Below are 24,148 nucleotides of genomic sequence, written 5' to 3' on the forward strand. Positions count from 1 at the left end.
ATTCACCAGTATAGCGCATACGCTGAAAGTTGGTCTAATTTTCATCCGGGTACCAAGGATTCAAATGGACAAGCACTTCATCGACGTCATCATGTTCTTTCAGTATCAAGTTCCGTATGGCGCTGGAAATGTCATGCCCTTCCTGGATCGTCAGTCCCCCGCTGACTCCTACTCTGACATCGACAAGAATATAGTGGCCGTGTTCCCGTGCCCGCAGCCGATCGATCCGTTTCACTTCAGGAAATGAGCGGATCAATTTCGCGAATTCTTCCAGACGCTCATGACTCACATTTTTCTCCATTAAAATGTCGATGGATTCCTTGCCGATTTCGTAGGCGAGACGCAAGACGAGGACAGATACGACGACACCGGCAAACGGATCACCGTATGACAGGAATCCGATCTGATAGATATCACCGATCAATGCCAGCCCGATCCCGACAACAGCTGCCAGGGACGCATACACATCCGCCAAATGATCGTATGCGGTAGCAATCAGCCCCTTGCTGTTCGTCTTTTTACCGACCCGCATCGTGTAAATATAGAGAACCTGCTTCCAGACGAGTGAGACGATTGCTGTAATTAATGCAATGACACTCGCCTTCGCCGGCACTTCAAAGAATGTCATAATGGATTCGTAGGCAATATACAAAGCGGCAATCCCGAGAATGATGGCTACGATTCCAGAACCGATCACTTCAGCTTTCCCGTGCCCGTAAGGATGGTCCTCATCAGCCGGTCTTTTCGAGATGCGCATGGATGTCAAGGCGGCGGCAGAAGCGGCGACATCCCCGGCATTATGAAAGCCATCCGCTAAAAGGACGGGACTGTTAAACAGGATGCCGACGATAATTTTTAAAATGGTGAGGACAATATTGCTCATGAGGCTGATCCAAATAGCAACGAGAGAAGCGACAGAATGTCCGTGATTGTGTTCAGTATTCAACAATGTTAGCCCTCCAATTAGAATTTTCCCATAGGAAACAAAAACCCTTGACATAGAGTTGTCAAGGGTTCAGCGATTTAAACAGTCATTGTATTGTAAGATGGATGTATTCAAGATTATCCCTCATTTATAAGTCGGTCCTTTCAGCATACCATTCCTAGAGAAAGCGAGCAACTTTTTGATTTTACTGGATAAAGGGCAGGAGGAAGCCAATTCATTATTTTTTGTAGTATCATGGTATGGAATAACATGCCACGTCTCCTTGCGTTATCGGAGAAAAATCTTTATACTACTTTATGTGAATAAATATACAAAAGAGAGGTTGAATATACATGAAACTTTGGGGCGGACGTTTTACAAGCCGGGCCGATGAAATTATGGAGCAGTTCAATACATCGCTGCCGGTTGACTATAGATTATACAAAGAGGATATTGCGGGAAGCTTGGCGCATGTGACAATGCTAGTGCATTGCGATCTGCTGACACCAGAAGAAGGCGACCTCCTCGTGCAAGGACTTGAGTCCATTCTGCATGACATCGAATCGGGCGTGCTGTCTATTGAAGGGGACTATGAAGACATTCATTCCTTTATTGAAGTCCATTTAACGGAACGTGTCGGCGAAACAGGGAAAAAGCTGCATACGGCCCGCAGTCGGAATGACCAAGTGGCGGTCGACATGAGACTGTATGCGAAGAACAAAGCAGCGGAAGTGATGGATGGCTTGCAGACGCTCATTGACTCCTTGCACGCGAAAGCAAAAACAAATAATGTGATTATGCCGGGGTATACCCATTTGCAGCGTGCACAAGTCGTGACGTTCGGGCATCATTTGGGTGCTTATGAGCAAATGTTCAAGCGGGATAAAAAAAGGATTTCCAATGCAATGGAATTGCTTGATGAAAATCCATTGGGCTGTGGCGCGCTTGCCGGGACGACACATGAAATCGACCGCAATGTCACGACCATGCTGCTGAACTTCTCCAAACCTGTCGATAATTTTCTCGATGGCGTCAGCGACCGCGATTATATGCTGGAGCTCATGTCCGACTTCTCCATCATCATGATGCACCTGAGCCGCCTGAGCGAGGAATTGATCCTGTGGAGCAGCCAGGAATTCAAGTTCATTACGATGGCAGACGCATATTCAACAGGCAGCAGCATCATGCCGCAGAAGAAAAATCCGGATGCGGCTGAATTGATTCGTGGGAAAACCGGCCGGGTTTACGGTTCGCTCTTCGCTTTGCTGACTACATTGAAAGGTCTGCCATTGACATATAACAAGGACATGCAAGAAGATAAAGAGCAGTTTTTCGACGCGCTCGATACGGTACTGGATTGTATGGAAATCATGTCAAAAATGATTGAAACGTTAACAGTCAATGCAGATCGGATGAAAGCGGCGATCAAAGGCGGATTTTTAAATGCGACGGAAGTGGCTGATTACCTCGTCAGCAAAGGCACACCTTTCCGGGATGCCCATGAGATCGTAGGCAAGATCATCCTTTATTGCGAAACAGAAAGCAAGGCGATCGAAGACTTGACAGTAGAAGAACTTGCGTCATTCAGCGGTTCGATCCGTGATGATATTTATGAATACATCGACTATGAAAATATTTTATCCAAAGGGAATAAAGGTTTGATGAAAGAAGTAGGGGATCAATAAGCAAATGAAAACGGCGGGGGGTTTCCCCTCGCCGTTATTTTCTATAGATGGTGTAGTCGATTGTCAAAAAGGGGATTGAGAACAATTTCATCTTATGTTCTGCTTGCAAGGTTCCAGTTTCCTCTGCGCTCACCTTAAAATGCTCTTCCAGTGGGAGCCTGAACCGATACCCTTTCTTGCCAATCAAATAAATGCCTGCATCTGAAGTAGGGGAGATGCGTTCGCTGGTCAAAATCAATCCCTCGTCTGTACCAATCAGTTCCAAAACACCCGTCATATTCGTAAAAGGAAGCGGCAGCGCAATATTCATATACGGTTTGCCTTCTGTAGAAAGATGGAAGGAATACAGGGCGATGAAGGCATACTGTTCCTCCACTTTCCGTATCCACGCCCTGACGTCTTCCCTGTCATCCAACTCGTCATGCAATTGGATCACATCTCCCGTCATCTCAACTTGCCGACCATGCGTCGGCAAATTAATCTGCTCTGTTCTTCGGCTAATCCATGAATAAATCCAAGCAAAAGGCTTGAACCAGGCATGCCATCGAACTGTGGCGAATAAACGGTACTCCCGCGTGTTCTCATAGAAATCCGCGATTTGAGGAGCGATACCTTGTAATTGATACAGCTTCATATCGTCCACTAGGCCTTTTCCGCTTCCAGCAGCCCCTAAATGCTCGACAATTTGCTTACCACGTATGTTACTGATGGGAAAAGAGGGCGGTTGGTAAATAGGCTTCGGCATATGCAATAACCAGCCGGCGACTCCGAATAAAGCAAAAATGACGCAATTGAGGATACCGTGGAAGCGCAGCATGTCATCAATTGTCATGGAGGTCAATCCAAATCCATTTCCTAATACATAGAGTAAGGAAAACAAAATGGTCACCAGCAAGGACGCAAACGACACTCGTATGAGCCATTTCTGAGCCGGGGGGATCCGTATAATTCTCCAAACAATGAAATTCATTCCGACTAATCCTATGATATAGACCAAAACGGATAGCAGCTCAATCCATCTTGAAAACGTGATGCCAATGGCTACGAGCATCGGGGCAATCAACAGCAGTCCTGCATAAAGGGTGAAACGGGACGGCTTGGAAATGCGACCGGCCAGTCCGATAAAGACGGGAAGCAGAAACGCCGAATAATGAAAATGGATTGCTGTCAGCCAAGTGAGAAGTGGAGAAAACCCAGTGTTGATATCGCCAATGAAGGCAAAGAACCAGGCTCCTCCCATCGCGAGATAGATTAACCCGAGATCAATTGAAAATTCTTCCGCGTTCGTAAATCCTCTTTGGAAAAAACGTGTGACCCCATAGGTTGCAACGGCGAGTGTGTAGAGCAAATAGATGCCTGCTGGCACAATTGCCCATGATACTTGGACAATTTGCAAGAGCGCTACTGAAACGTAAGCCGGTATGGCAAAGTACAGATAAATGCGGGCAAACCAATTATCTCGCATCAACAGCTTTAGCATGATCGGAACATATACAATTTGGGCTACGGTTAACAGCAGAAACGGCCACGGATTGGAACTTGCTATCGCAATTACCAAAAGTAATAGTAGATGAAACAGAACAAAGTTACGCATCTTGCACAAACTCTCCTTTGTATGAAAAGAGATGGCCAAGTAACGGGTTACGAACTCGGACGTGAATTGTATAGACGTCGCGCAATTCATCGTATCCTTCATGGACCGTGGCAAGCCCTTGAAAAAGATATGGCAGCGGGATTTCCAGCTTTCCGATCACAAGTCGCTGATCCTTGGACTGAATAAGCAGTTCCTTATTATCTGTGACCGTGAAAAGTAAATCGGAATAGACAATGGCGGGCTCCCCTAAGTAATCCTTAATGATGGAACGGTCTTTATCCAAACTCATCAAGGCGTTGAAATAGCGCTTTTTCTTTGGAAAATGAAAAATCCGCTCCCAGTGGATCTGTTGCTCGCCATCTCTTCCCATTTGAAAACGGTTAGTCACCGTAAAGGGAACGGCATGACCTCGTTCCGGGAATAACAGCTTCCAACGTACGCCCAGCCAAAATAAAGGAAAAAGCCATTTAGGACCTCCTTGTATTTCATGCATTATCCCCTTCCCGCGAAAAGGGGAGCCTTCCTCGATTCGATACCGCTTTTGCAGCTTAGGATGCAATTGATCAAAGCGATCCCCAAGTATCTCTTTATAGATCGACATACTATCCCCGCTTTCTTTTACATGTTGTGGCAGTAGGCAAACGATCGCTGTTCACATAGCCAACCCAGGATAAGACGAATAAGGCTAGATTGAATGTGATGGGATTGAATGGATCAATCGCAATTTCTGGACTGGATAGAATTGCGCCAAGCGTCAAAAGAGGAAAAACGATTAGCTGCAAAGCAAATAGGTGCCTTTTTCTTCGATAAACGAGCCAGAAAAGACCGAATAAAACTTCCATAATGCCAATCACCATAACCGCTTTAGCCGATTGGGCATCTGTCAAATGCAACGCGGAACCAATCATGGAACGCTCTTCAGGATGCATTCCGATTAGCTTTGGCATGAGGCCTTGGTACATCCAAATAAATGCGAAAAAAATAGACAAGCCATACGCAGTGAAAAAACGTAAATACTGGGAAGCCGGCGATTCGCCTTTCTCCAGCCATCTTTTCAAAACGTCAAAACTGAGGGCGGTCGCCCAGCCCATCATCGGACGGAAGATAAAGGTATCAAGAAACTTTCCCATTTTGCCGAAGGTAGCATCATAGTTATATTGCGTCAAAAATGTCGTGCCATCGTTTTCAGGTACATACTTCCAATATCCTTTTCCTTCCTTAATGGGAGAATACCATTGATCCGTCCCGAAATGAAGGGCAGAAGAACGGCTGCCGTCGAGTTGATTCGAAACACCTGAGCTCTTCCCCCAGCCTTGTACAGAAAGGAACGGCAAAACCTTTCTTTCATAGGTAAACAACTGGGGCTCTCCTTCGTTCCGCGGCAAATAAGTGATGGAAGAAAAGCGCAGATCCCATTGGGAATGAAGAAACGGATCCTGGGAGGCCTCCCAAACTGCATCCACGTCAGTATCTATATGAATTTCCACGTAAATCGGTTTACTTTTCAATTCATTCACCTCATATAGATAAGACGAAAAAAGCTTTGCAAAGTTACTAGTTTGCTATTCTTTACTAGACTTCTTCCATTGGACCAGTAAAATAATTGTAAGCCTTAGGGGAGGAGATATGATGACTATTCAGTTTAGGGAGGTTACGCCAGACAATTGGCGTTTATTTAATTCATTGAAAGTGAAGAAAGAGCAGAGCAAGTATGTCGCTCCGAACGTCACTATCATGGCAAGGGCATACGTGTACCGGAGCCAAAATAGCCATGTCCATGCAATCTATCATGCCGAATTACCAATAGGCGTGCTGATGCAGCGGGACTACGAAGAAAACGGAAAGATCTATTGTGTGCTGGATCAATTCATGATTGAAGAACAATATCAAGGCCAGGGATATGGGAGAGCCGCCCTGCAGGAGTGGATGTCGTTGATTGAAACGGAAGGGAGACATGAAGCGATCACTCTTTGTTATCACGAAGAAGATGAAGTAGCATGCAAGCTATACGAAAGTGCAGGCTTCCAGCATACGGGGGAAGTGGTCGAGGATGAAATCAGCATGGTGTATCCATTAGATTTGTAGATTTACTGTTTAGAGAACAGAGATGTACATAAGAAATCAATTAATAAGACGTTCGTGGATTTGGTTAGGGAGAGTGAGCGTGCATTAGGCTGAAAGAAGCTTAGCAGCCGCTCCATTTAATGGCGTTCATCTGGAGTTAATGGCGTTCAAATCGATTTATTGGCGTTCAGCTGAAGTTAATGGCGTTCAAATCGATTTAATGGCGTTCACCCAGAGTTAATGGCGTTCGTTTCGATTTAATGGCGTTCCCCCAGAGTTAATGGCGTTCAAATCGATTTAATGGCGTTCATCCGGAGTTAATGTCGTTCGTTTCGATTTAATGGCGTTCATCCGGAGTTAATGGCGTTGGTTTCGATTAATTGGCGTTCCCCCGGAGATAATGGCGTTCGTTTCGATTAATTGGCGTTCCCCCAGAGTTAATGGCGTTCAAATTGATTTAATGGCGTTCAAATTGATTCAATGTCGTACATCCAGATTTACTGGAGTTCAGCTGAAGTTAATTTGAAGCAGGCGCCCACGCCAAATCAAATAAAACAAAAAAACCGGCAGGGACATATCATCCCTGCCGACTCGTTTTATCCCATAATGTGATATCCTGCATCCACATAGATGACTTCGCCTGTTACGCCAGAAGATAGATCGCTTAACATGGCGATGGACATCTTGGCGACTTCTTCGTTTGTGATATTGCGTTTGAGTGGTGCGCGTTCTTCGATTTGACCGAGAATGGTGTTGAAGGACGGAACGCCTTTTGCGGATAGGGTACGCACAGCTCCGGCCGAAATGGCGTTGATCCGGATGGCGTCCTTACCGAGGTCGCTCGCCAAATAACGGACCGATGCTTCAAGTGCAGCTTTTGCGACGCCCATGACATTGTATCCTTCCAAGACGCGTTCCGCGCCTAAATAACTCATCGTAATGATCGAACCGCCTTCTGTCATGAAACGGCGGGACTCCCGTGCTGTCGCAACAAGAGAATAAGAGCTGGAATCTTGAGCGAATGCGTACCCGCTTCTTGATGTATTAATATAATCTGCATGTAAGTCTTCGGCATGAGCAAACGCGATGGAGTGAACAACCCCATGGATCGTGCCCAATGTTTCGCCAATTAACGTGAAGGCGTGTTCGATGCTTTCATCTTCATTTACATCACATTGGACGATCATTTTTGGCTCCAAGCCAGCTTTCTCTAATGCCTTTTCCAGCTTTGCTAAAGACCGTTCTTTCCGGTACGTGAAAATCACATTCGCACCTACGTCGAAAAGTGATTTTGCTACACCCCATGCGATACTCCGTTCATTTGCCACACCCATGACGACAATATTTTTCCCTTTCAGCTTCAGCAAATCCTCCATAATGACCTCCTGATTTGGCGACAAACTATCACCTTCTATTAGTACCAAGTAATAAAAATATTATATCATAATCCGCTTGAATGCAAAACAAGATGTTACCCAGGACATAAGAAGTAGTTTGTTAAATTAATAAAAATACAGTTGACTTTATATTTATGCATAAGTATACTATTCATAATCACAAAAGGGGTGAGGGTGTTGAAGGTTGGAATCATTGGTGCGACGGGTTACGGTGGAGTCGAACTGCTTCGTCTGCTCCACGGGCATCCGGAGGTTGAACAAATCAGTTTATTCACTTCTTCGGAAGAAGGCGTGAATTACTCTGCCAAGTATGCACACTTGAGAGGACTATACGATGTGCCGCTGCACTCGATAAAATTGGATCTGTTGGCGGAACTGGACATTGTTTTCGCCAGTACGCCGGCAGGGGTGACGAGTACCCTCTTTCCATCTTTGCTTGGGAAGAAGCCGAAGTTAATTGACCTATCGGGCGATTTTCGGTTGAAAAATCCAGATGATTATAGTCACTGGTATAAGAAGCAGCCCGCCACGGAGGAAATGCTTGAAGCGAGTGTGTACGGACTATCGGAATGGAACCGTTCCGCCATTTCTGAAGCGCAGCTAATCGCCAATCCGGGTTGTTATCCTACCGCAGTTTTGCTCTCTTTGCTGCCATTGCTGAAATCAGGGGTAATCGACGGGGATTCTCTCGTCATCGATGCGAAAAGCGGGGTATCAGGAGCCGGCAATTCGCTAAGCCGCATCACGCACTTTGCGGAGACGAATGAAAACCTCTCGATATACAAATTGCATGAACACCAGCATATCCCGGAAATTGAGCAGGCGATTGGCCAATTTGCCAAGGCTTCTTCACCCATCACGTTCACGACTCATCTTGTTCCAATGACCCGCGGTATTATGGCGACAAGCTATGCGCCAGTCACGGCAGATATACAAGAGACGGATTTGTTTGACTGTCTTGAAACTGCATATGAAAGCAGCACCTTTGTACGGATCATTCGGGATGCAGCCGTCATAGGGACGAATCAAGTGTATGGCTCCAATTACTGCGATATCCACGTAAAAGTAGATGAAAGGACGAATAGGGCAACGATCGTTTCTGTTATCGATAACTTGGTGAAGGGCGCCGCAGGGCAGGCCATACAAAATATGAATATCCAATGCGGTTTTAAGGAAACGGCCGGATTGACCGGCATTCCTTTATTTATTTAATAAAACATTCGGAGGGGATTGTATGACAGTAGCTGTTCAACAAATCAAGCGGATTTCAAAACGGAATATCGTCTCACCCAAAGGGTTTCAAGCGGTCGGTGTGCATTGTGGACTGAAGCATAAGAAAAATGATTTGGCTTTACTTGTCAGTGAAATCCCCGCCAGTGTTGCAGGCGTCTTTACGACGAACCAGATCCAGGCGGCTCCCTTGCAGGTAACAAAACAAGTCGTCTATGAAACTGGAAAAATGCAGGCGGTCATCATCAATTCAGGCAATGCCAATGCCTGCACAGGAAAACAAGGGTTGGCAGACGCATACACTATGCAGCAGAAAACGGCAGAAAAGCTAGGGATTGATCCACAGCTCGTCGGAGTCGCTTCTACCGGAGTGATCGGAGAAAAGCTGAAGATGGAGACGTTGCTTGCGGGAATCGACATGCTCCAGCCCACTGCCAGTTTAGAAGGATCCATTCAATTTTCCCAAGCAATCTTAACGACAGATACAGTAACAAAAAACATTGCCTATCAAACTGAAATTGATGGGAAGGAAGTCATCGTGGCAGGAACAGCGAAAGGTTCAGGAATGATTGAACCGAATATGGCGACGATGCTTGGATTTATTACAACGGATGCCAATATTGAATCGAAACATCTTCAGCAGGCGCTGTCATCTGTCACAGACCGGACATTCAATTCCATTACTGTTGACGGGGATACGTCTACAAATGATATGGTCCTCGCTCTTGCAAATGGGCTCGCTGAGAATGAAACGCTGACAGCTCTTCATCCCGATTGGCCGGCTTTTATGCAGGCATTGCACGCGGTTGCGCAAGACTTGGCCAAAATGATTGCCAAGGATGGGGAAGGCGCAACGAAGTTGATCGAAGTGGAAGTGACCGGAGCAATAAATGATGAAGAGGCGCGGAAAATTGGAAAGACAGTGGTCGGTTCGCCTTTAGTGAAAACGGCGGTTTTCGGCTGTGATGCGAACTGGGGACGGGTTATTGCGGCCGTTGGCTATAGCGGGGCGGCAATCGATCCGGAAAAGATCGACATTCAAATCGGATCAACATATGTCGTCAAGGCAGGAGAGCCGGTCCTCTTTTCGGAACAGCAGCTGACCGATTATTTGAAGCAGCCGGAAGTGAAAATCTCCGTTCATTTACATGCAGGATCCGGCTCCGGCACAGCATGGGGGTGTGATTTGACGTATGACTATGTCCAAATCAATGCAACCTACCGATCGTAAGCGCATCGTCATCAAATTAGGAGGCAGCATGCTCGGCGGTCTGAGCGGCCATTTCTTTACCAACTTCAAACGGCTGCAAGCGGAAGGCTATGACATCATCATTGTCCACGGCGGAGGCCCCGCCATCAACGCGGAGCTTGCGAGAAATGAAATACAGTCCACGATTATGGAAGGGATTCGAGTCACATGCGAAAGGTCGGCGGATATCGTCCGGAATGTATTGGTCGGAGCAGTCAATCCGCTTCTTGTCCATCAGCTGAACAGGGAAGGAATTGTGGCAATCGGGCTGAACGGGTTTGACGGTAAATTATTTACGTGCGGCTTTTTGAATAAAGACATATATGGATTCGTCGGCGACATCAAGTCTGTCAATAAACCATTGATTGACCAATTCATCGGTATTGGTGTGGTTCCGGTCTTTTCCTGCATCGGTTCCACTGAATGTGGTAAGACGTTGAATATTAATGCGGATACCGTAGCGAGTAAAGTCGCACTAGCAGTCGGTGCGGAAAGTCTGCTTCTCGTGACGGATACGCCAGGTATCAAAATTGAGGGCAATGTCCAGCAACGTGCGACAGTCGGGGATATCGTTAAGTGGATTGAGACAGAGGACATCTACGGCGGAATGATTCCGAAAGTAAAAGCGGCGCTCGATTGTATCCAAGAAGGCATTCCAACCGTCCGCATAACGGATCAGCATCTCGTCGGAACTGTCATTGAAGCGGAGGAGGTTTTCAGTTGAGCCATTTATTTCCGAACTATGCCAGACGCCCCATTCATCTTGTGGAAGGAAAAGGTTCCGTCGTAACGGATTCTGATGGCAAATCCTATTTGGATTTTATTAGCGGCATTGCGGTCAATAGCCTCGGGCACAGCCATCCTGCATTAATCAAAGCGTTAGATGAGCAAAGCCAGCAATTATGGCATGTTTCTAATTTATTTGAAAGCCCCGAGCAGGAAAGGCTTGCCGCTTCCCTCTTGCAAGACACTCATTTGAGCCGGATGTTCTTTTGCAATAGTGGGGCGGAAGCGAATGAGGCGGCGATGAAACTGGCAAGAAAATATACTGGCAAGCATACGATCATTACGTTTGAACACTCTTTTCACGGCAGGACATTTGGGGCGATGGCGGCGACGGGGCAGGAAAAGGTGAAGCAGGGATTTGGTCCGATGCTGCCTTCCTTCGTCACCGTGCCATTCAATGACCCTGACAGCCTAGCTGAAGCTGTGACAGATGAAGTTGGTGCTATCATGCTGGAGGTGATCCAGGGCGAAGGAGGAGTGAATGAGATCACACCTGACTTTGCGAAGGTGATCACCGATATTTGTCACGCTAAAGGAATCCTATTAATCGTCGATGAAGTCCAAACGGGAATCGGCAGAACGGGTACCCGTTTCGCTTATGAACAAACTTTGCTGAAACCCAATATCCTGACGCTTGCGAAAGGGCTGGGTGGAGGATTCCCGATTGGCGCGATGGCGGGGACCGATGAACTTACAGACGCCTTCGGTCCCGGCACACACGGCACGACATTCGGAGGTAATCCATTAGCGGTTCGAGTCGCTCAAGCGGTTGTCGACCATATTTTCGATCCAGTATTTTTGGATGAAGTGAACACGAAATCGGTGTATTTACAGAAACGGCTGCAGGAAGTGTTTCAGGAGAGTCCATTCCAACTTAAAGGCAGAGGCCTGTTAGTCGGAATTGAATGCGGAGTCGATGTTGTTCCTTTTATCGAGGAATTGCAGAAATCAGGATTGCTTGTCGTGCAAGCGGGGCAGACTGTGATCAGGCTGCTCCCGCCATTGACGGTCTCTATGCAGGAAATCGACGAAGCGGTTGACATCCTTGGTTCCGTATTGAAGGAGAAGGTAACTTTATCATAATTAACACTTGAATTAAGGCGTTCAGAGAATCGCTATTCATAAGAGGGAACATTTTTGTTCCATTAATTAACGGGTTCCAAGTACTCTGGAATCCGTTTTTTTATGGTTCGATGTATGCTATCCTTTTAAAGCAATCATAGAGGGCAACGAGTTTGATCTTGTAAATGCTCTTTGTGTCTTTTGAAATCTAATAAAAGGAGGTTGGTTGATTGGAAAAGGAACAAACTATACATATTTCAAAAAAGCTAACCTACAAGCGGGCCAGCTGGCTTTTAATCCTCGGTATCATTTGTATTGCAGCTACACTTCGGGCGCCGCTCACTTCTGTCGGCCCGATTATTGCGCCGCTTCGTGATGATTTAGGGATTCCAAACGCTGTGGCAGGTTTTGTCACAACAATACCTCTTCTAGCCTTTGCACTCATTTCACCGCTCGTTCCGAAAGTGAGCAGCCGCTTCGGCATGGAAACGACATTATTCTTTTCACTTTGTCTCTTAACGGCTGGTATTTTGCTGCGTTCAGCAGGGAGCATTCTATTCCTCTTTACAGGAACATTTTTAATTGGCGTTGCCATCTCATTCGGTAACGTACTGCTGCCGGCTATTCTGAAACTTAGCTTCCCGCTCCAAATCGGGCTAATGACAGGAATTTATTCGGTTTCGATGAATATTTCGGCTACCTTTGCTTCTGGGCTAAGTGTACCGATCTTAGAAAAGACATCGTATGGCTGGCAGGGGGCACTTGGCGTCTGGGCAGTTCTGACAGGGCTTGCGATTCTTATTTGGTTGCCACAATTAAGACGCAGCAAGAACGAAACAACATCTCTTCCGAGTTCAAGAACGAAACGGCCAACCACACTTTGGCGTTCGCCAGTCGCATGGGGTGTTACGCTATTCATGGGATTGCAGTCCCTCCTCTTTTATACGACTTCGGCATGGTTGCCTGAAGTGCTTAAATCCCAAGGACTTGACGCGGGCCAAGCCGGATGGATGCTGTCTCTTTTGCAAATTGCCCAATTGCCCATGACATTTATTATTCCGATAGTCGCAGGGAAGTTGAAGGACCAGCGGCTCATCGTAATCATCATCGTGCTGCTTTACTTGATCGGTTATGGTGGAATTCTCGTCGGCGGATCAAGTTTGGTACCGCTATGGATGGTCATTACAGGCATAGCCGGCGGCGCATCCTTTGGGCTCGCTATGATGTTTTTCACGCTGCGGACACATACACCGGTGGAAGCCGCAGAGCTTTCGGGAATGGCACAGTCTTTCGGCTATTTGCTTGCCGCAATCGGTCCGGTCCTGTTCGGCTCGCTGCATGATGTGACGGGAAGTTGGTCCGTATCATTGGTAGTGTTACTTATCGCTTCGTTCATTATCCTCCTTTCGGGGATGAAGGCAGGAAAAAACGGTTATATACAGGCGAATAATTGAACTAAAAGAGAGCATGGAAGGAATTCCATGCTCCTGTTTTTATTGCAATAAAGTAATGACTTCCTCAACAGCTTGTTCGCCGGCTTCTTCCCATCTGCTCTTGTCACGGATTTCTGCGTCTTTGTCGATGGGATCTTGGAATTGATTGAACGTCGCTGTTGTTAGCGAGCTAGCATCCCGGTCCAAGCCGACATTGACGACATGTTTGATAACATATGGGGTGCGAAAAACGATCGATGTATGATACTGATCGAGTTCACCATGGCTAACATGGAAGGGTATGCGCAAGTAAATCGTCTCGCCGCCCTCTCTCCAGAGGACCGAATCAAAACAGCCGCCGTCGTAATCCCAGCCGCCACCTAATTTATATCCTAAGTCGCTAATTAAATCCATTGTCGGCCCGAAATGTGCTTGCAGGCCTTCGATGCCAGTTTGCAATTCCAACATGTAAAGTCAGCTCCTTTCTTTACATTTATGGTTTACATCTAACGGCGTGGCTATACTACCATTGACATACTTACTTCTATATGCAAAAAGCTTGAAACGCCATGAACGTTTCAAGCTTTGCGTTTAGTTGAGCCGATCTTTAAACAACAGTTGATCAGTGGATAAATCAATGATTTTCAAAAAACGGTCATGTTTCGTAAAGATGCTTTTGTATGTTTTAATCCCATTGGCGTCTTCAAATAAAATGACGCGGTTTCCTTTGTTATCTGTTTCCACGATTCCTTTGTTGTTGGACAGGTCAATCGTAGATGCAATGGTATCGTATTCATCATATGAAGCCAATTTGTTGTCCGTTGAGCTTGTGTCATTGTCAGCAGCTGCATCTGAATTCGCTTCATTCGATACGTCGTTGGCAGATTGAGTTTCGGTAGCGGGATTTTTTGTAGTTGCAGGCTCTTTCTCAGAATTATTTGTGCTGCAAGCCGATAATAGGAGGATGCATAGCATGGATGTGATTATTTTTTTCATCGTTGTGCTCCTTTGCAAAATAGTTTCCCTTGTTTACAATCAAAAAATGGGACTAGTCTAGTTTAATTTCCTCGAATGCACAGGTCAACCGAGGCACATTATCAGAATAAAACAGCAAAATGGAGCGATTCAGATGAGGATGTATGCTATGATAAATCAAAATGCAGGGAGAGAAGCCTTCTATGTATGAACAAAAGACGAAAGAAACGGACCAGTCGGTCATTGAATTTATTGAGCAAGTGGAAAGCCCGAAGAAAAAGCAAGATGCGTATCGGCTGCTTGACCTTTTTCGTGACACAACTGGGTTCGAAGCGAAAATGTGGGGACCGAGTATTATCGGATTTGGCAGCTATCATTACGTTTATGACTCCGGTCATGAAGGGGATGCGCCGCTAGTCGGCTTCTCTCCGCGAAAAGCGAAAATCAGTTTGTATTTTGCGACTGGAGATCCGAATAGGGATCAATTGCTTCAACACTTCGGTAAACATACAGCCGGGAAAGCGTGTGTCTATATTAATAAGGTAGACGATATCGATGAAGAGATCCTACGAAAATTGATCAGACAATCGGTTGAGTTTTTGCAAGACCTTTATCCAGAGGAAAAATGAACAATGGATTGGCAGCCTCTCATCATGGGGCTGCCTATTTTTATGTCAATCAATTCTATCTACTCCCCCAGAGAGGATCTATCGATTTGTACATCATCGCGTCCTTGTATGCATAGACTAATGCAAACCATGCTCCAACTGGGGGGGACATTATGGATATATTAAATAAGGTGAAACAGGCCCGTGAGGAAGAGGATCAGCTGAAATGGGAAGGGACGTTTGCCGAGTATCTAGACCTATTGAAAGAACGGAAGGAAGTAGCACAGACGTCACATTCTCGCGTTTATCATATGATTAACAGCTTTGGCACAACGAAAGAGAAAGGGCTCACGAAATATCATTTTTTCGATGATGCGATCTATGGATTGGATGAGGCAATTGAACGGTTAGTGGAGGAATATTTCCATCCTGCTGCTAAACGATTGGACGTCAGAAAACGTATATTATTGTTAATGGGTCCAGTCAGCGGGGGGAAATCGACTATTGTCACGATGCTTAAGCGGGGGCTTGAAGAATACTCGAGGACTGAGGAAGGCGCCGTTTATGCGATTAAAGGCTGTCCGATGCATGAGGATCCGCTCCACCTGATCCCGAACCATCTGCGTGAGGAGTTTTACGAGGAATTTGGCATCCGCATTGAGGGAAGTTTATCGCCGTTGAACACAATGCGTCTTGAACAGGAGTATGAGGGCAGGATTGAAAATGTCCTAGTCGAAAGGATTTTCTTCTCCGAAGATAAACGGGTTGGGATTGGGACGTTCACACCTTCCGATCCCAAATCCCAAGATATTGCCGATTTGACCGGCAGCATCGATTTCTCGACGATTGCGGAGTTCGGTTCTGAATCTGACCCTCGAGCGTACCGGTTTGATGGAGAGTTGAATAAAGCGAACCGGGGCATTATGGAGTTCCAAGAAATGCTGAAGCTCGATGAGAAGTTTTTGTGGCATCTGTTATCACTGACGCAGGAAGGGAATTTTAAAGCAGGGCGTTTCGCCTTGATTAGTGCAGATGAATTGATTGTAGCGCATACGAATGAGACGGAGTATCGATCCTTCATTTCCAATAAGAAAAATGAGGCTTTACATTCACGGATTATTGTCATCCCGATCCCGTATAACTTGAAGGTCAGCCAGGAAGAGCGTATTTACGATAAAATGATTCGCGAAAGTGACATGGCACATGTCCATATCGCACCTCATGCATTGCGCGTGGCAGCCATTTTCTCTGTCCTGACTAGATTGAAGGCTTCAAAGAAACAAGGGATCGACATCGTGAAAAAGATGCGTCTGTATGATGGGGAAAATGTTGAAGGCTTCAATATTAACGATCTGGAAGAGCTGAAAAAAGAATATCCGAATGAAGGCATGGACGGCATCGATCCGCGTTACGTCATCAACCGGATTTCGTCGGCGATTATCCGAAAAGAAGTGCCTTCCATTAATGCACTCGATGTCCTGCGTTCGTTGAAGGATGGGTTCGACCAGCATGCGTCCATTACATCCGAGGCGAAGGAAGCGTACTTGAATTACATCTCCATTGCGCGGAAGGAATACGATGAAATCGCAAAGAAAGAAGTGCAAAAAGCGTTTGTGTACTCGTACGAAGAATCCGCAAAAACGTTAATGGATAATTATTTGGATAATGTGGAAGCGTTCTGCAATAAACATAAACTGAGAGATCCGTTGACCGGGGAAGAAATGAATCCTGATGAAAAATTAATGCGGTCCATTGAAGAGCAGATTGGCATTTCCGAAAATGCGAAACGGGCATTCCGGGAAGAGATTCTGATCCGGATCTCCGCCTATGCGAGAAAAGGACAGCGGTTTAATTACCAGTCACATGAGCGGCTGCGGGAAGCGATACAGAAAAAGTTGTTTGCCGATTTAAAGGATGTCGTAAAAATTACCACGTCTTCTGCCACGCCGGATGAATCCCAATTAAAAAAGATCAATGAAGTGGTGGCGCGCCTCATCGATGATTATGGCTATAATTCGGTATCTGCCAATGAATTGCTGCGTTATGTAGGCAGCTTATTGAATCGATAAGTATGATCAAACAAGGCTAGGCAAGACAGCCTTGTTTTTTGTCGTTCTAAATAGTGAGCCAGGCGAGTTTGGGGCCATGGACAAACGGGGCAGGATTTTCGTTCTTCTGTTAATTTGGTCAATTACCGGTTTCGTTTTGCATATGATGAAGGAAACAATCGGTCAAAAGATGGGGTGAAGATGATATGGACGAAAATCAGAAGAGCTACGTCGTTTCTCAGGAAAACTGGACTCTCCATCGGAAAGGTCATACGGATCAGCAGCGTCATCTGGATAAAGTGAAAGAGGCGATTCGTAATAACTTGCCTGACTTGATCAGCGAGGAAAGCATTATCTTGTCGGACGGCCGCAAAACGGTCAAAATTCCGATCCGTTCATTGGATGAATATAAAATAAGGTACAACCATGAAAAAGGAAAGCACGTCGGCCAAGGGCAAGGTGAGAGCAAAGTCGGGGATGTTGTCGCCAAAGATGGAAAAAAGGGCGCCGCAGGAAATGGCAAGCAGGCGGGCGATCAACCCGGCTCTGATTATTATGAAGCGGAGATTTCAGTTGCGGAATTAGAAGAGGCTTTGTTTTCGGAATTGGAGCTGCCTGCAATGGAGCCGAAGGAGCAAGCGGACGTCACAGTCGATACGATTGTATTTAATGACATCCGAAAGAAGGGTCTCATCGGCAATATTGATAAGAAGCGGACCCTGCTGACAGCGATAAAACGTAATGCCATGAAAGGCAGTACTGCAATTGCGCCGATTCATCAGGATGACTTGCGTTTTAAGACATGGAATGAAATTCAAAAACCTCATTCCAAGGCAGTCGTTCTCATGATGATGGATACGAGCGCCTCGATGGGCAAGTTTGAGAAATATGTTGCCCGCAGCTTCTTTTTCTGGATGACCCGCTTTTTGCGTACGAAATATGAACAAGTGGAGCTCGAATTCATAGCTCATCATACGGAAGCGAAAGTGGTGACGGAAGAAGAGTTCTTCACGAAAGGAGAAGGGGGCGGCACGATCTGTTCAACCGCATATGCAAAAGCACTGCAATTAATCCGCGCGAAGTACCCTCCAGCACGTTATAACATTTATCCTTTTCATTTTTCAGACGGGGAAAATATGTCGTCGGATAATACAAAATGCGTACAGCTTGTGGATGAACTCATGGCGGTGTCAAACCTTTTCGGGTACGGGGAAATCAATACACACAGCAGATATTCCACTCTCATGAATTCCTATGAAAAAATAAACAATCCGAAATTCCATCATTATGTCGTGAAGGAGCAGGCGGACGTCTATTACGCATTGAAACGCTTTTTCCAGAAAAGGGAGGAGGGGTCCGAATGAAGCCATTTAAGGATTTGGAACGGGCGATAGATGAAATCACGGAGATTGCTACCGGATTCGGACTCGACTTTTACCCCATGCGTTATGAAATCTGTCCAGCTGATATTATCTATACATTTGGCGCCTATGGCATGCCGACGCGGTTCACCCACTGGAGCTTTGGAAAACAATTTCATAAGATGAAGCTGCAATATGATTTGGGACTCAGCCAAATATATGAGCTTGTCATCAATTCAAATCCTTGTTATGCATTTTTGCTCAATACAAATAGCTTGATTCAAAACAAATTGATTGTCGCCCATGTCCTCGCCCACTGCGACTTTTTCAAGAACAATATCCATTTTTCGAACACCCGGCGGGACATGGTGGAAAGTATGACGGCGACCGCTGAACGGATCGCGCAGTATGAAATGGTATATGGAAAAGAAGAAGTCGAGCGTTTTCTCGATGCCGTCCTCGCCATCCAAGAGCATATCGATCCTTCCTTAATGAAAAACATCGATGTGCTGGATGAAGAGGAAGAGGAGAAAGAGGTGAAAGTGATCACCCCATATGATGATCTATGGGCACTCGATCGCCGAACAATCCAACCGAGAGCGAAAAGTCAAAAACGAAAGCGAATCCCACCAGCACCCGAAAAAGATCTTCTGTTATTTATTCTGCAATACAGCGATGAGCTGGAGGAGTGGCAACGGGATATATTGACGATGCTGCGAGAGGAAATGCTCTATTTTTGGCCACAGCTGTCGACAAAAATTATGAACGAAGGCTGGGCCACCTTCTGGCATCAGCGGATTATGAGGGAATTAGATTTAGACTCTGATGAAACGATTGAGTTTGCCACCCTGAACGCCAATGTTATCCAGCCTTCGAAAACATCCATAAACCCCTATCATTTAGGATTAAAGATATTTGAGGATATTGAAAAGCGATTTGACCATCCGACAGAGGAAATGAAAGAATTGGGCATCCGGCCTAATTCCGGACGGGAGAAGATGTTTCAGGTAAGAGAAATGGATTCTGATATCTCTTTCATCCGAAACTTTTTAACAAAGGATTTAATGAAACAAGAAGATCTTTATATCTTTCAAAAGAGCGGAAATGAATACAAGATCACTGACAAACAGTATGAAGCCGTTCGAGATCAAATTGTCGCGAACCGGGTGAACGGTGGATTTCCATACATCGTCGTCCAGGATGGTGACTATGTAAGAAACGGGGAACTCTATTTGGTACACCGTTATGAAGGATTGGAACTTGATTTTCAATATCTTGAAAACGTCCTTCCCTATATACATCAGTTATGGGGACGCATTGTCCATCTAGAAACGTATGTCGATGATAAGCAGCTTGTCTTTTCATATGACGGCAAGAAAATACATCGGCGGTATGCGTAAGGCGAGATCGATTGCTGACTGAAAGAGGGAACTGACAATATGACTTGGAATGCTACAAGAAGGCAGCATCTCGTTCGTTTCAGATCGAGAAGCTGCCTTTTTGGTTTGTGGTAAGAGAACTTGTGACCGGAAAAGTGAACGATAACTCGGCATAGTGAATAATTCTGGTAGAAGTATGTCCGGTCACTGCTGATGATTGACCGATTTCCGGGCTTAAGCTACGGAAACAATTAATCGTGCAGTTCTTCTGTTTATTATGAAAGTATTGTAAACTAGCAATAGATGGAAAGAAAGGGGGCGTGTTGATGATACGGAAAGCTCAGCAGGGAGATGCAGAAGGGATTGCGACTGTGCATGTCGACAGTTGGCGCTCAACATATAAAGGAATTGTTCCGGATTCCTATCTCGAAAGTTTATCGCATGAAGAGCGTGCCGAAATGTGGAACCGGGCGATCGGCGGGAATCCATTATATGTCGCTGAGGATGAAAATGGGAAGATTGTCGGGTTTGCGACAGGTGGAAAAGAAAGATCTGGGAAATATGCTGATTATACCGGCGAATTGTATGCAATTTATTTGCTGGAGGATGCGCAAGGCAAGAACATTGGCACCCAACTCGTGGAGGCGATCTCAAAAGAGCTGGACCAAATGGGAATTACCTCAATGCTCGTTTGGGTGCTGGAACAGAATCCTTCGAAGCAATTTTATGAGCGTCTTGGCGGTGAGGTGATCGACAGCGCAATTATTACGATTGGCGGGGGAGAGCTCCTGGAGATTGCATATGGTTGGAAGGATCATCGCATTTTGATGCAGAAAGGGTGATACGATGCGCTTGCACTGCACTGTATCTGGTGAAGGCAAGGATTCTCTGATTTTTCTGCATACCGGATTGCAAACTGGACAGACGGATTTTTTATTTCAGCAAGAATATTTTAAGGGGCACTACAAAGTTTATACTCCAGACTTGCGGGGCCACGGGAAATCCTATGTACAAGATGTAGCGTTCTCCACTTACTTTTCCGATAGTGTCACTGATTTAATCGAAACAATGGATAGCTTAGGAATTGAAAAAGCGCATCTGATTGGATGTTCGTTGGGAGCGTTAATCGGATTGAAGTTCGCCAAGCTTCATTCAGACCGATTAAGCAGCTTGATCATCTCAGGCATCACGTCAACAAGGCCGCATAATTGGAATGACTTATGTGAAAAGGATGCCGCCAACCAAGCTGCTATGCTTTTGGACGAGCAGATTGTCCAATACTTTAGTCAGCTGCATCTGTCTGATTGGAAGAAATTCTTAAAGGAATCAATCGAAACGGATTGGTATCCTTTCGATGAAACTGGCGAGATTCGCTCTATTCAGTGCCCTTCTCTCCTTCTGGTAGGTGAAGACAAAGCGCATGAAGTAATGGGAGTTATCGAGTATCCAAAGATGAACGAAAATTTTCATGTAGCGGTTCTTCCTTTTGCCGGCCACCTTGTACATCAAGACCAGCCATTGCTCTACTCAAAAATTGTTGAGAGCTTTATAAACAAAATAGCTTCATCCTAATTACGAGAGGTGGAAAACTTTTTTATGGATATACCTGTTGAGTTCCAACAAAAAATTATTGGTTGTTTTCGGGAAGAAGGTGAAAAGTGGCTCGCAGCACTACCGGAGAAAGTCGCTCATTATGCGGAACAATGGGGATTGACGATCCAAGGACCGGTTTCTAATTTATCCTATAATTACGTGCTGTTCGTTGAGGATGCACATGGACAGCCTTTCGTCTTGAAACTAGGGGTTCCCAATTTTGATTGCCGGAATGAGATGGATACCGTTCAGCAGTACGATGGCAAGGGATGTGCGAGATTAGTGAAGGCAGATCGGGAGGAAGGGGTTATGCTTCTCGAAAGACTATCGCCAGGTACGATGCTATCGGACCTGCAAGACGAAGAGGAAGTCGTCCGTATTTTTCTAGATACATGGAAAGCGATACGCCGGGAATTGCCGACTGACCGCAAGATTCCAATGATTACAGACTGGGCGGGTTCATTGACTGCCTATGAAGCCCATGCAAACGGCAATCAGGAAATTCCGATTGAATTGATTCACAAAGCACAGGAATATATTAATAATATTATGGAGCAAACGGATCAGCATGCCCTTCTTCATGGCGATTTGCATCATGAGAATATCCTTTATTCTGAGAAGAGGGGCTGGTTAGCAATCGATCCGAAAGGGGTAGGCGGAGATCCGTGTTTCGATCTCATTTCATTTATGATCAATCATTTGATGGAGAAACCGGATCCTCATGCGCTGCTTGAGTACCGCATCAATCGCATCAGTGAGGAATTGCACATCGATCGAATCCGGTTGCTGGAAACTGCTGTTGGTTTGTCTACCTTATATGCATGCTGGGCAATAGAAGATCAGTCTGATTGGCAGGATACTTATCAATGTGCCGTCTGGTTTAATGAGTTGCTTGAAGGTTCAAGGATTAATAATCTAACTTTATTAAAAAGGAGAGAATGAAGATGAAAGATGAAACTCTATTGTTGATTGATAAAAAAGAAGGGTTGGGCGAAGAGTTCAGCAAGCTGGTTTCCATGATGAACTACACAAGGGATACTACGTTAGACGAAGTACGAGGATTGACAGTGGAAGAACTTGATTATTTATATGACGATGATGCCAATTCGATCGGCATGCTGCTTGCTCATTTAGTGTCTGTGGAAAGGGTATATCAAATTTTAACATTTGAAGATCGTGAGTTTACGGAGGAGGATATTGAATTGGTGAATCCTGCCATGGATTTAGGAGCGCCAGCCCGTGAACAAATTAAAGGCAATCCCATCGAGTATTATTTGTCTGCATTGGAAGAAACAAGACAGCATACCATCGAAACATTTAAGAAATTGCCCGATTCCTGGCTATTTGAACAACAGCCATTTTGGTGGGATCTCCCAGCCAATAACTATTTCAAATGGTTCCATGTCTTTGAGGACGAGCTAAGTCATCGGGGCCAAATCAGAATCATTAAAAAGATGATGAGCAAATTGAAAAATTAGATTGTCCGCAGCTTGGGCGGGTGAATCAGACATGCACTGCCTGCATACGATATCGTGAGGAGTGATGATTTGGAGCACCCGTCTTTCCGGGGAAGTTACAGGCCCTATGTTTCACCTTTAGATCCGTGTCCACCCATTCTCGTTAAGAAGTTTGTGCTGCCTCCACAGTTGTTCATGAACTTCCAGCCACCCGGCCTTCCGCAGTATACACCGGCACAAGCATTGGTCCATGGCTCGCTTTGGCCAGCTTTAGTCGATGGATTTTCACGGGAGGAGGGGATATCATGAACCCAGCGTTCGAAGAGGAACGGGAAATGATGCTTCAGTTGCAGGAAGCTGATTTTGTAGTGGTTGAATTAACCCTCTACACGAACACGCATCCGGACGATCAGGATGCCTTGAATCAGTGGAGAGAAGCGATCAAGCGGGCTTCGAAGATCAGGCATCAGTACGAAAGCCGATACGGTCCGCTCTCTCTTGCTTCCATCCCGACCGAACAGGCGATTGAGGCAGGCTGGCGTTGGAATCAGCCGCCGTGGCCATGGCAAAGGTGAAGAAAGGGGACCGATATGTGGGTTTATGAGAAAAAGCTGCTCTATCCAGTGAAAGTGGACACATGCAATCCTAGACTTGCGAAGTATCTGGTAGAACAATATGGCGGGGCGGATGGAGAGCTCGCTGCAGCACTCCGGTATATGAATCAGCGGTATACAGTTCCTGATAAGGTGATCGGGGTGTTAAATGACATTGCTACCGAGGAGTTCTCTCATCTTGAGATGATTGCGACGATGATTTACAAACTGACAAAAGATGCGACTCCGGAACAATTGGAAGAGGCCGGGCTCGGCGCGCATTTTGTCAGTCATGGAAACGCGTTATTTTACGAAAATGCTGGAGGTGTCCCTTTTACTGCCACATATATCCAGGCCAAAGGCGATCCAATAGCGGACCTCTATGAAGATATCGCTGCGGAAGAGAAAGCGAGAGCAACTTACCAATGGATCATCGATGTGTCTGATGATACTTCGCTGAACGACTCGCTGCGTTTCTTGCGAGAGCGGGAAAATGTACATTCACTACGTTTTAGAGAATCGGTTGAAATCTTGAAAGAAGAAAGGGACCGGAAGAAGTTTTTCTAAGTGGCCAGCCATAGAAGAATAAGTGCGTAGTGTGTAGACAATGCTATCCATTGTCTGCACGTTTTTTATATAGAAAGAGGTTCCTATACTAAACTAGTCCTATCGCATTGCTAGTTGAGTGTTTATATATTTCTTTTTATAG

General features: G+C 45.7%; 25 protein-coding genes. 18 read left to right on the plus strand and 7 right to left on the minus strand.

From position 1 onward, the window contains the following. Positions 1-34: 34 nt before the first annotated feature. Positions 35-949 (minus strand): cation diffusion facilitator family transporter, encoded by a 915-nt coding sequence (locus ACSW3C_RS15505; RefSeq protein ID WP_486563698.1) that lies wholly within the window; start codon positions 947-949, stop codon positions 35-37. A gap of 329 nt (positions 950-1,278) precedes the next feature. On the opposite strand from ACSW3C_RS15505, the gene argH reads away from it, so the two are divergent. Beyond that, positions 1,279-2,610 (plus strand): argininosuccinate lyase, encoded by a 1,332-nt coding sequence (argH, locus tag ACSW3C_RS15510; RefSeq protein ID WP_486563699.1) that lies wholly within the window; start codon positions 1,279-1,281, stop codon positions 2,608-2,610. A 34-nt stretch (positions 2,611-2,644) separates the two neighbouring features. Here the strand turns inward: argH and ACSW3C_RS15515 are convergent, their stop codons facing one another. The 3 genes from ACSW3C_RS15515 to ACSW3C_RS15525 are packed head-to-tail and all read right to left on the minus strand — an operon-like array spanning position 2,645 to position 5,721. Beyond that, positions 2,645-4,204 carry a YndJ family protein gene (locus tag ACSW3C_RS15515; RefSeq protein ID WP_486563700.1) on the minus strand — a complete coding sequence of 520 codons (1,560 nt, stop codon included), beginning with the start codon at positions 4,202-4,204 and terminating at the stop codon, positions 2,645-2,647. Beyond that, a complete protein-coding gene (locus ACSW3C_RS15520) occupies positions 4,197-4,805 on the minus strand; it encodes a DUF4166 domain-containing protein (RefSeq protein WP_486563701.1) in 609 nt (202 codons plus the stop codon). The genes ACSW3C_RS15515 and ACSW3C_RS15520 overlap by 8 nt, the downstream gene beginning before the upstream one ends. Before the next feature lies 1 nt (position 4,806). Continuing rightward, positions 4,807-5,721 carry a DoxX-like family protein gene (locus ACSW3C_RS15525; protein ID WP_486563702.1) on the minus strand — a complete coding sequence of 305 codons (915 nt, stop codon included), beginning with the start codon at positions 5,719-5,721 and terminating at the stop codon, positions 4,807-4,809. A 112-nt stretch (positions 5,722-5,833) separates the two neighbouring features. Between ACSW3C_RS15525 and ACSW3C_RS15530 the strand changes: the two genes are divergently transcribed. Continuing rightward, complete coding sequence (locus ACSW3C_RS15530; RefSeq protein WP_486563703.1) at positions 5,834-6,289, plus strand: GNAT family N-acetyltransferase; 456 nt, start codon at positions 5,834-5,836, stop codon at positions 6,287-6,289. A 575-nt stretch (positions 6,290-6,864) separates the two neighbouring features. Here the strand turns inward: ACSW3C_RS15530 and ACSW3C_RS15535 are convergent. Next, a complete protein-coding gene (locus tag ACSW3C_RS15535) occupies positions 6,865-7,644 on the minus strand; it encodes an SDR family oxidoreductase (RefSeq protein WP_486563704.1) in 780 nt (259 codons plus the stop codon). Between the two features lie 198 nt (positions 7,645-7,842). On the opposite strand from ACSW3C_RS15535, the gene argC reads away from it, so the two are divergent. The 5 genes from argC (at position 7,843) to ACSW3C_RS15560 (ending at position 13,446) form a co-directional block, all read left to right on the plus strand. Then, positions 7,843-8,877 carry an N-acetyl-gamma-glutamyl-phosphate reductase gene (gene argC / locus ACSW3C_RS15540; protein WP_486563705.1) on the plus strand — a complete coding sequence of 345 codons (1,035 nt, stop codon included), beginning with the start codon at positions 7,843-7,845 and terminating at the stop codon, positions 8,875-8,877. Between the two features lie 22 nt (positions 8,878-8,899). Beyond that, the gene (gene argJ, locus ACSW3C_RS15545; RefSeq protein WP_486563706.1) at positions 8,900-10,126 is read left to right on the plus strand and encodes a bifunctional glutamate N-acetyltransferase/amino-acid acetyltransferase ArgJ; all 1,227 of its coding nucleotides are present in this window, start codon (positions 8,900-8,902) and stop codon (positions 10,124-10,126) included. Further along, positions 10,095-10,868 carry an acetylglutamate kinase gene (argB, locus tag ACSW3C_RS15550; protein ID WP_486563707.1) on the plus strand — a complete coding sequence of 258 codons (774 nt, stop codon included), beginning with the start codon at positions 10,095-10,097 and terminating at the stop codon, positions 10,866-10,868. The genes argJ and argB overlap by 32 nt, the downstream gene beginning before the upstream one ends. Further along, on the plus strand, positions 10,865-12,013 hold the full coding sequence (argD, locus tag ACSW3C_RS15555; protein ID WP_486563708.1) for an acetylornithine transaminase: 1,149 nt from the start codon (positions 10,865-10,867) through the stop codon (positions 12,011-12,013). The genes argB and argD overlap by 4 nt, the downstream gene beginning before the upstream one ends. A 209-nt stretch (positions 12,014-12,222) precedes the next feature. Then, a complete protein-coding gene (locus ACSW3C_RS15560; RefSeq protein ID WP_486563709.1) occupies positions 12,223-13,446 on the plus strand; it encodes a CynX/NimT family MFS transporter in 1,224 nt (407 codons plus the stop codon). A 39-nt stretch (positions 13,447-13,485) separates the two neighbouring features. Here ACSW3C_RS15560 and ACSW3C_RS15565 read toward each other — a convergent pair whose 3' ends face one another. Together ACSW3C_RS15565 and ACSW3C_RS15570 are read right to left on the minus strand one after the other, a co-directional pair. After that, positions 13,486-13,893 carry a YugN family protein gene (locus tag ACSW3C_RS15565; protein ID WP_486563710.1) on the minus strand — a complete coding sequence of 136 codons (408 nt, stop codon included), beginning with the start codon at positions 13,891-13,893 and terminating at the stop codon, positions 13,486-13,488. A gap of 123 nt (positions 13,894-14,016) precedes the next feature. Beyond that, positions 14,017-14,421 (minus strand): hypothetical protein, encoded by a 405-nt coding sequence (locus ACSW3C_RS15570; protein WP_486563711.1) that lies wholly within the window; start codon positions 14,419-14,421, stop codon positions 14,017-14,019. 182 nt (positions 14,422-14,603) lie between these two features. Here ACSW3C_RS15570 and ACSW3C_RS15575 point away from each other — a divergent pair, with 182 nt between their 5' ends. The 11 genes from ACSW3C_RS15575 (at position 14,604) to ACSW3C_RS15625 (ending at position 24,006) form a co-directional block, all read left to right on the plus strand. Next, positions 14,604-15,029 carry a DUF1801 domain-containing protein gene (locus tag ACSW3C_RS15575; protein WP_486563712.1) on the plus strand — a complete coding sequence of 142 codons (426 nt, stop codon included), beginning with the start codon at positions 14,604-14,606 and terminating at the stop codon, positions 15,027-15,029. 152 nt (positions 15,030-15,181) lie between these two features. Then, complete coding sequence (locus ACSW3C_RS15580; RefSeq protein WP_486563713.1) at positions 15,182-17,077, plus strand: PrkA family serine protein kinase; 1,896 nt, start codon at positions 15,182-15,184, stop codon at positions 17,075-17,077. Positions 17,078-17,262: 185 nt separating this feature from the next. Next, complete coding sequence (gene yhbH / locus ACSW3C_RS15585) at positions 17,263-18,420, plus strand: sporulation protein YhbH (RefSeq protein WP_486563714.1); 1,158 nt, start codon at positions 17,263-17,265, stop codon at positions 18,418-18,420. Next, positions 18,417-19,817, plus strand: a complete 1,401-nt coding sequence (locus ACSW3C_RS15590) for a SpoVR family protein (RefSeq protein ID WP_486563715.1) — start codon at positions 18,417-18,419, stop codon at positions 19,815-19,817. Before yhbH ends, ACSW3C_RS15590 begins: the two co-directional genes overlap by 4 nt. Before the next feature lie 305 nt (positions 19,818-20,122). Further along, positions 20,123-20,638: a GNAT family N-acetyltransferase gene (locus ACSW3C_RS15595; protein ID WP_486563716.1), complete on the plus strand. Its 516-nt coding sequence runs from the start codon at positions 20,123-20,125 to the stop codon at positions 20,636-20,638. Between the two features lie 4 nt (positions 20,639-20,642). Then, on the plus strand, positions 20,643-21,368 hold the full coding sequence (locus ACSW3C_RS15600; protein ID WP_486563717.1) for an alpha/beta fold hydrolase: 726 nt from the start codon (positions 20,643-20,645) through the stop codon (positions 21,366-21,368). Positions 21,369-21,392: 24 nt separating this feature from the next. Further along, complete coding sequence (locus ACSW3C_RS15605; RefSeq protein ID WP_486563718.1) at positions 21,393-22,331, plus strand: aminoglycoside phosphotransferase family protein; 939 nt, start codon at positions 21,393-21,395, stop codon at positions 22,329-22,331. Between the two features lie 2 nt (positions 22,332-22,333). Beyond that, a complete protein-coding gene (locus tag ACSW3C_RS15610) occupies positions 22,334-22,867 on the plus strand; it encodes a mycothiol transferase (RefSeq protein ID WP_486563719.1) in 534 nt (177 codons plus the stop codon). Between the two features lie 69 nt (positions 22,868-22,936). Continuing rightward, complete coding sequence (locus tag ACSW3C_RS15615; RefSeq protein WP_238079988.1) at positions 22,937-23,155, plus strand: spore coat associated protein CotJA; 219 nt, start codon at positions 22,937-22,939, stop codon at positions 23,153-23,155. Further along, positions 23,152-23,421, plus strand: coding sequence for a spore coat protein CotJB (locus ACSW3C_RS15620; protein ID WP_486563720.1), 270 nt, complete (start codon positions 23,152-23,154; stop codon positions 23,419-23,421). The genes ACSW3C_RS15615 and ACSW3C_RS15620 overlap by 4 nt, the downstream gene beginning before the upstream one ends. Positions 23,422-23,436: 15 nt before the next feature. Then, positions 23,437-24,006 (plus strand): manganese catalase family protein, encoded by a 570-nt coding sequence (locus tag ACSW3C_RS15625; RefSeq protein WP_238079986.1) that lies wholly within the window; start codon positions 23,437-23,439, stop codon positions 24,004-24,006. Positions 24,007-24,148: the final 142 nt, after the last annotated feature.

Source organism: Sporosarcina sp. AD_1 (assembly GCF_057373025.1).

What these genes read in the sequence shown, in the direction of transcription:
- ACSW3C_RS15605 (WP_486563718.1), top strand. Translation starts at nt 21,393, where the DNA reads ATGGATATACCTGTTGAGTTCCAACAAAAAATTATTGGTTGTTTTCGG.
- yhbH (WP_486563714.1), top strand. Translation starts at nt 17,263, where the DNA reads ATGGACGAAAATCAGAAGAGCTACGTCGTTTCTCAGGAAAACTGGACT.
- ACSW3C_RS15620 (WP_486563720.1), top strand. Translation starts at nt 23,152, where the DNA reads ATGAACCCAGCGTTCGAAGAGGAACGGGAAATGATGCTTCAGTTGCAG.
- ACSW3C_RS15530 (WP_486563703.1), top strand. Translation starts at nt 5,834, where the DNA reads ATGACTATTCAGTTTAGGGAGGTTACGCCAGACAATTGGCGTTTATTT.
- ACSW3C_RS15595 (WP_486563716.1), top strand. Translation starts at nt 20,123, where the DNA reads ATGATACGGAAAGCTCAGCAGGGAGATGCAGAAGGGATTGCGACTGTG.
- ACSW3C_RS15610 (WP_486563719.1), top strand. Translation starts at nt 22,334, where the DNA reads ATGAAAGATGAAACTCTATTGTTGATTGATAAAAAAGAAGGGTTGGGC.
- argJ (WP_486563706.1), top strand. Translation starts at nt 8,900, where the DNA reads ATGACAGTAGCTGTTCAACAAATCAAGCGGATTTCAAAACGGAATATC.
- ACSW3C_RS15570 (WP_486563711.1), bottom strand. Translation starts at nt 14,421, where the DNA reads ATGAAAAAAATAATCACATCCATGCTATGCATCCTCCTATTATCGGCT.
- ACSW3C_RS15575 (WP_486563712.1), top strand. Translation starts at nt 14,604, where the DNA reads ATGTATGAACAAAAGACGAAAGAAACGGACCAGTCGGTCATTGAATTT.
- argB (WP_486563707.1), top strand. Translation starts at nt 10,095, where the DNA reads ATGTCCAAATCAATGCAACCTACCGATCGTAAGCGCATCGTCATCAAA.
- ACSW3C_RS15565 (WP_486563710.1), bottom strand. Translation starts at nt 13,893, where the DNA reads ATGTTGGAATTGCAAACTGGCATCGAAGGCCTGCAAGCACATTTCGGG.
- ACSW3C_RS15600 (WP_486563717.1), top strand. Translation starts at nt 20,643, where the DNA reads ATGCGCTTGCACTGCACTGTATCTGGTGAAGGCAAGGATTCTCTGATT.
- ACSW3C_RS15625 (WP_238079986.1), top strand. Translation starts at nt 23,437, where the DNA reads ATGTGGGTTTATGAGAAAAAGCTGCTCTATCCAGTGAAAGTGGACACA.
- ACSW3C_RS15535 (WP_486563704.1), bottom strand. Translation starts at nt 7,644, where the DNA reads ATGGAGGATTTGCTGAAGCTGAAAGGGAAAAATATTGTCGTCATGGGT.
- ACSW3C_RS15580 (WP_486563713.1), top strand. Translation starts at nt 15,182, where the DNA reads ATGGATATATTAAATAAGGTGAAACAGGCCCGTGAGGAAGAGGATCAG.
- ACSW3C_RS15520 (WP_486563701.1), bottom strand. Translation starts at nt 4,805, where the DNA reads ATGTCGATCTATAAAGAGATACTTGGGGATCGCTTTGATCAATTGCAT.
- ACSW3C_RS15515 (WP_486563700.1), bottom strand. Translation starts at nt 4,204, where the DNA reads ATGCGTAACTTTGTTCTGTTTCATCTACTATTACTTTTGGTAATTGCG.
- argH (WP_486563699.1), top strand. Translation starts at nt 1,279, where the DNA reads ATGAAACTTTGGGGCGGACGTTTTACAAGCCGGGCCGATGAAATTATG.
- ACSW3C_RS15590 (WP_486563715.1), top strand. Translation starts at nt 18,417, where the DNA reads ATGAAGCCATTTAAGGATTTGGAACGGGCGATAGATGAAATCACGGAG.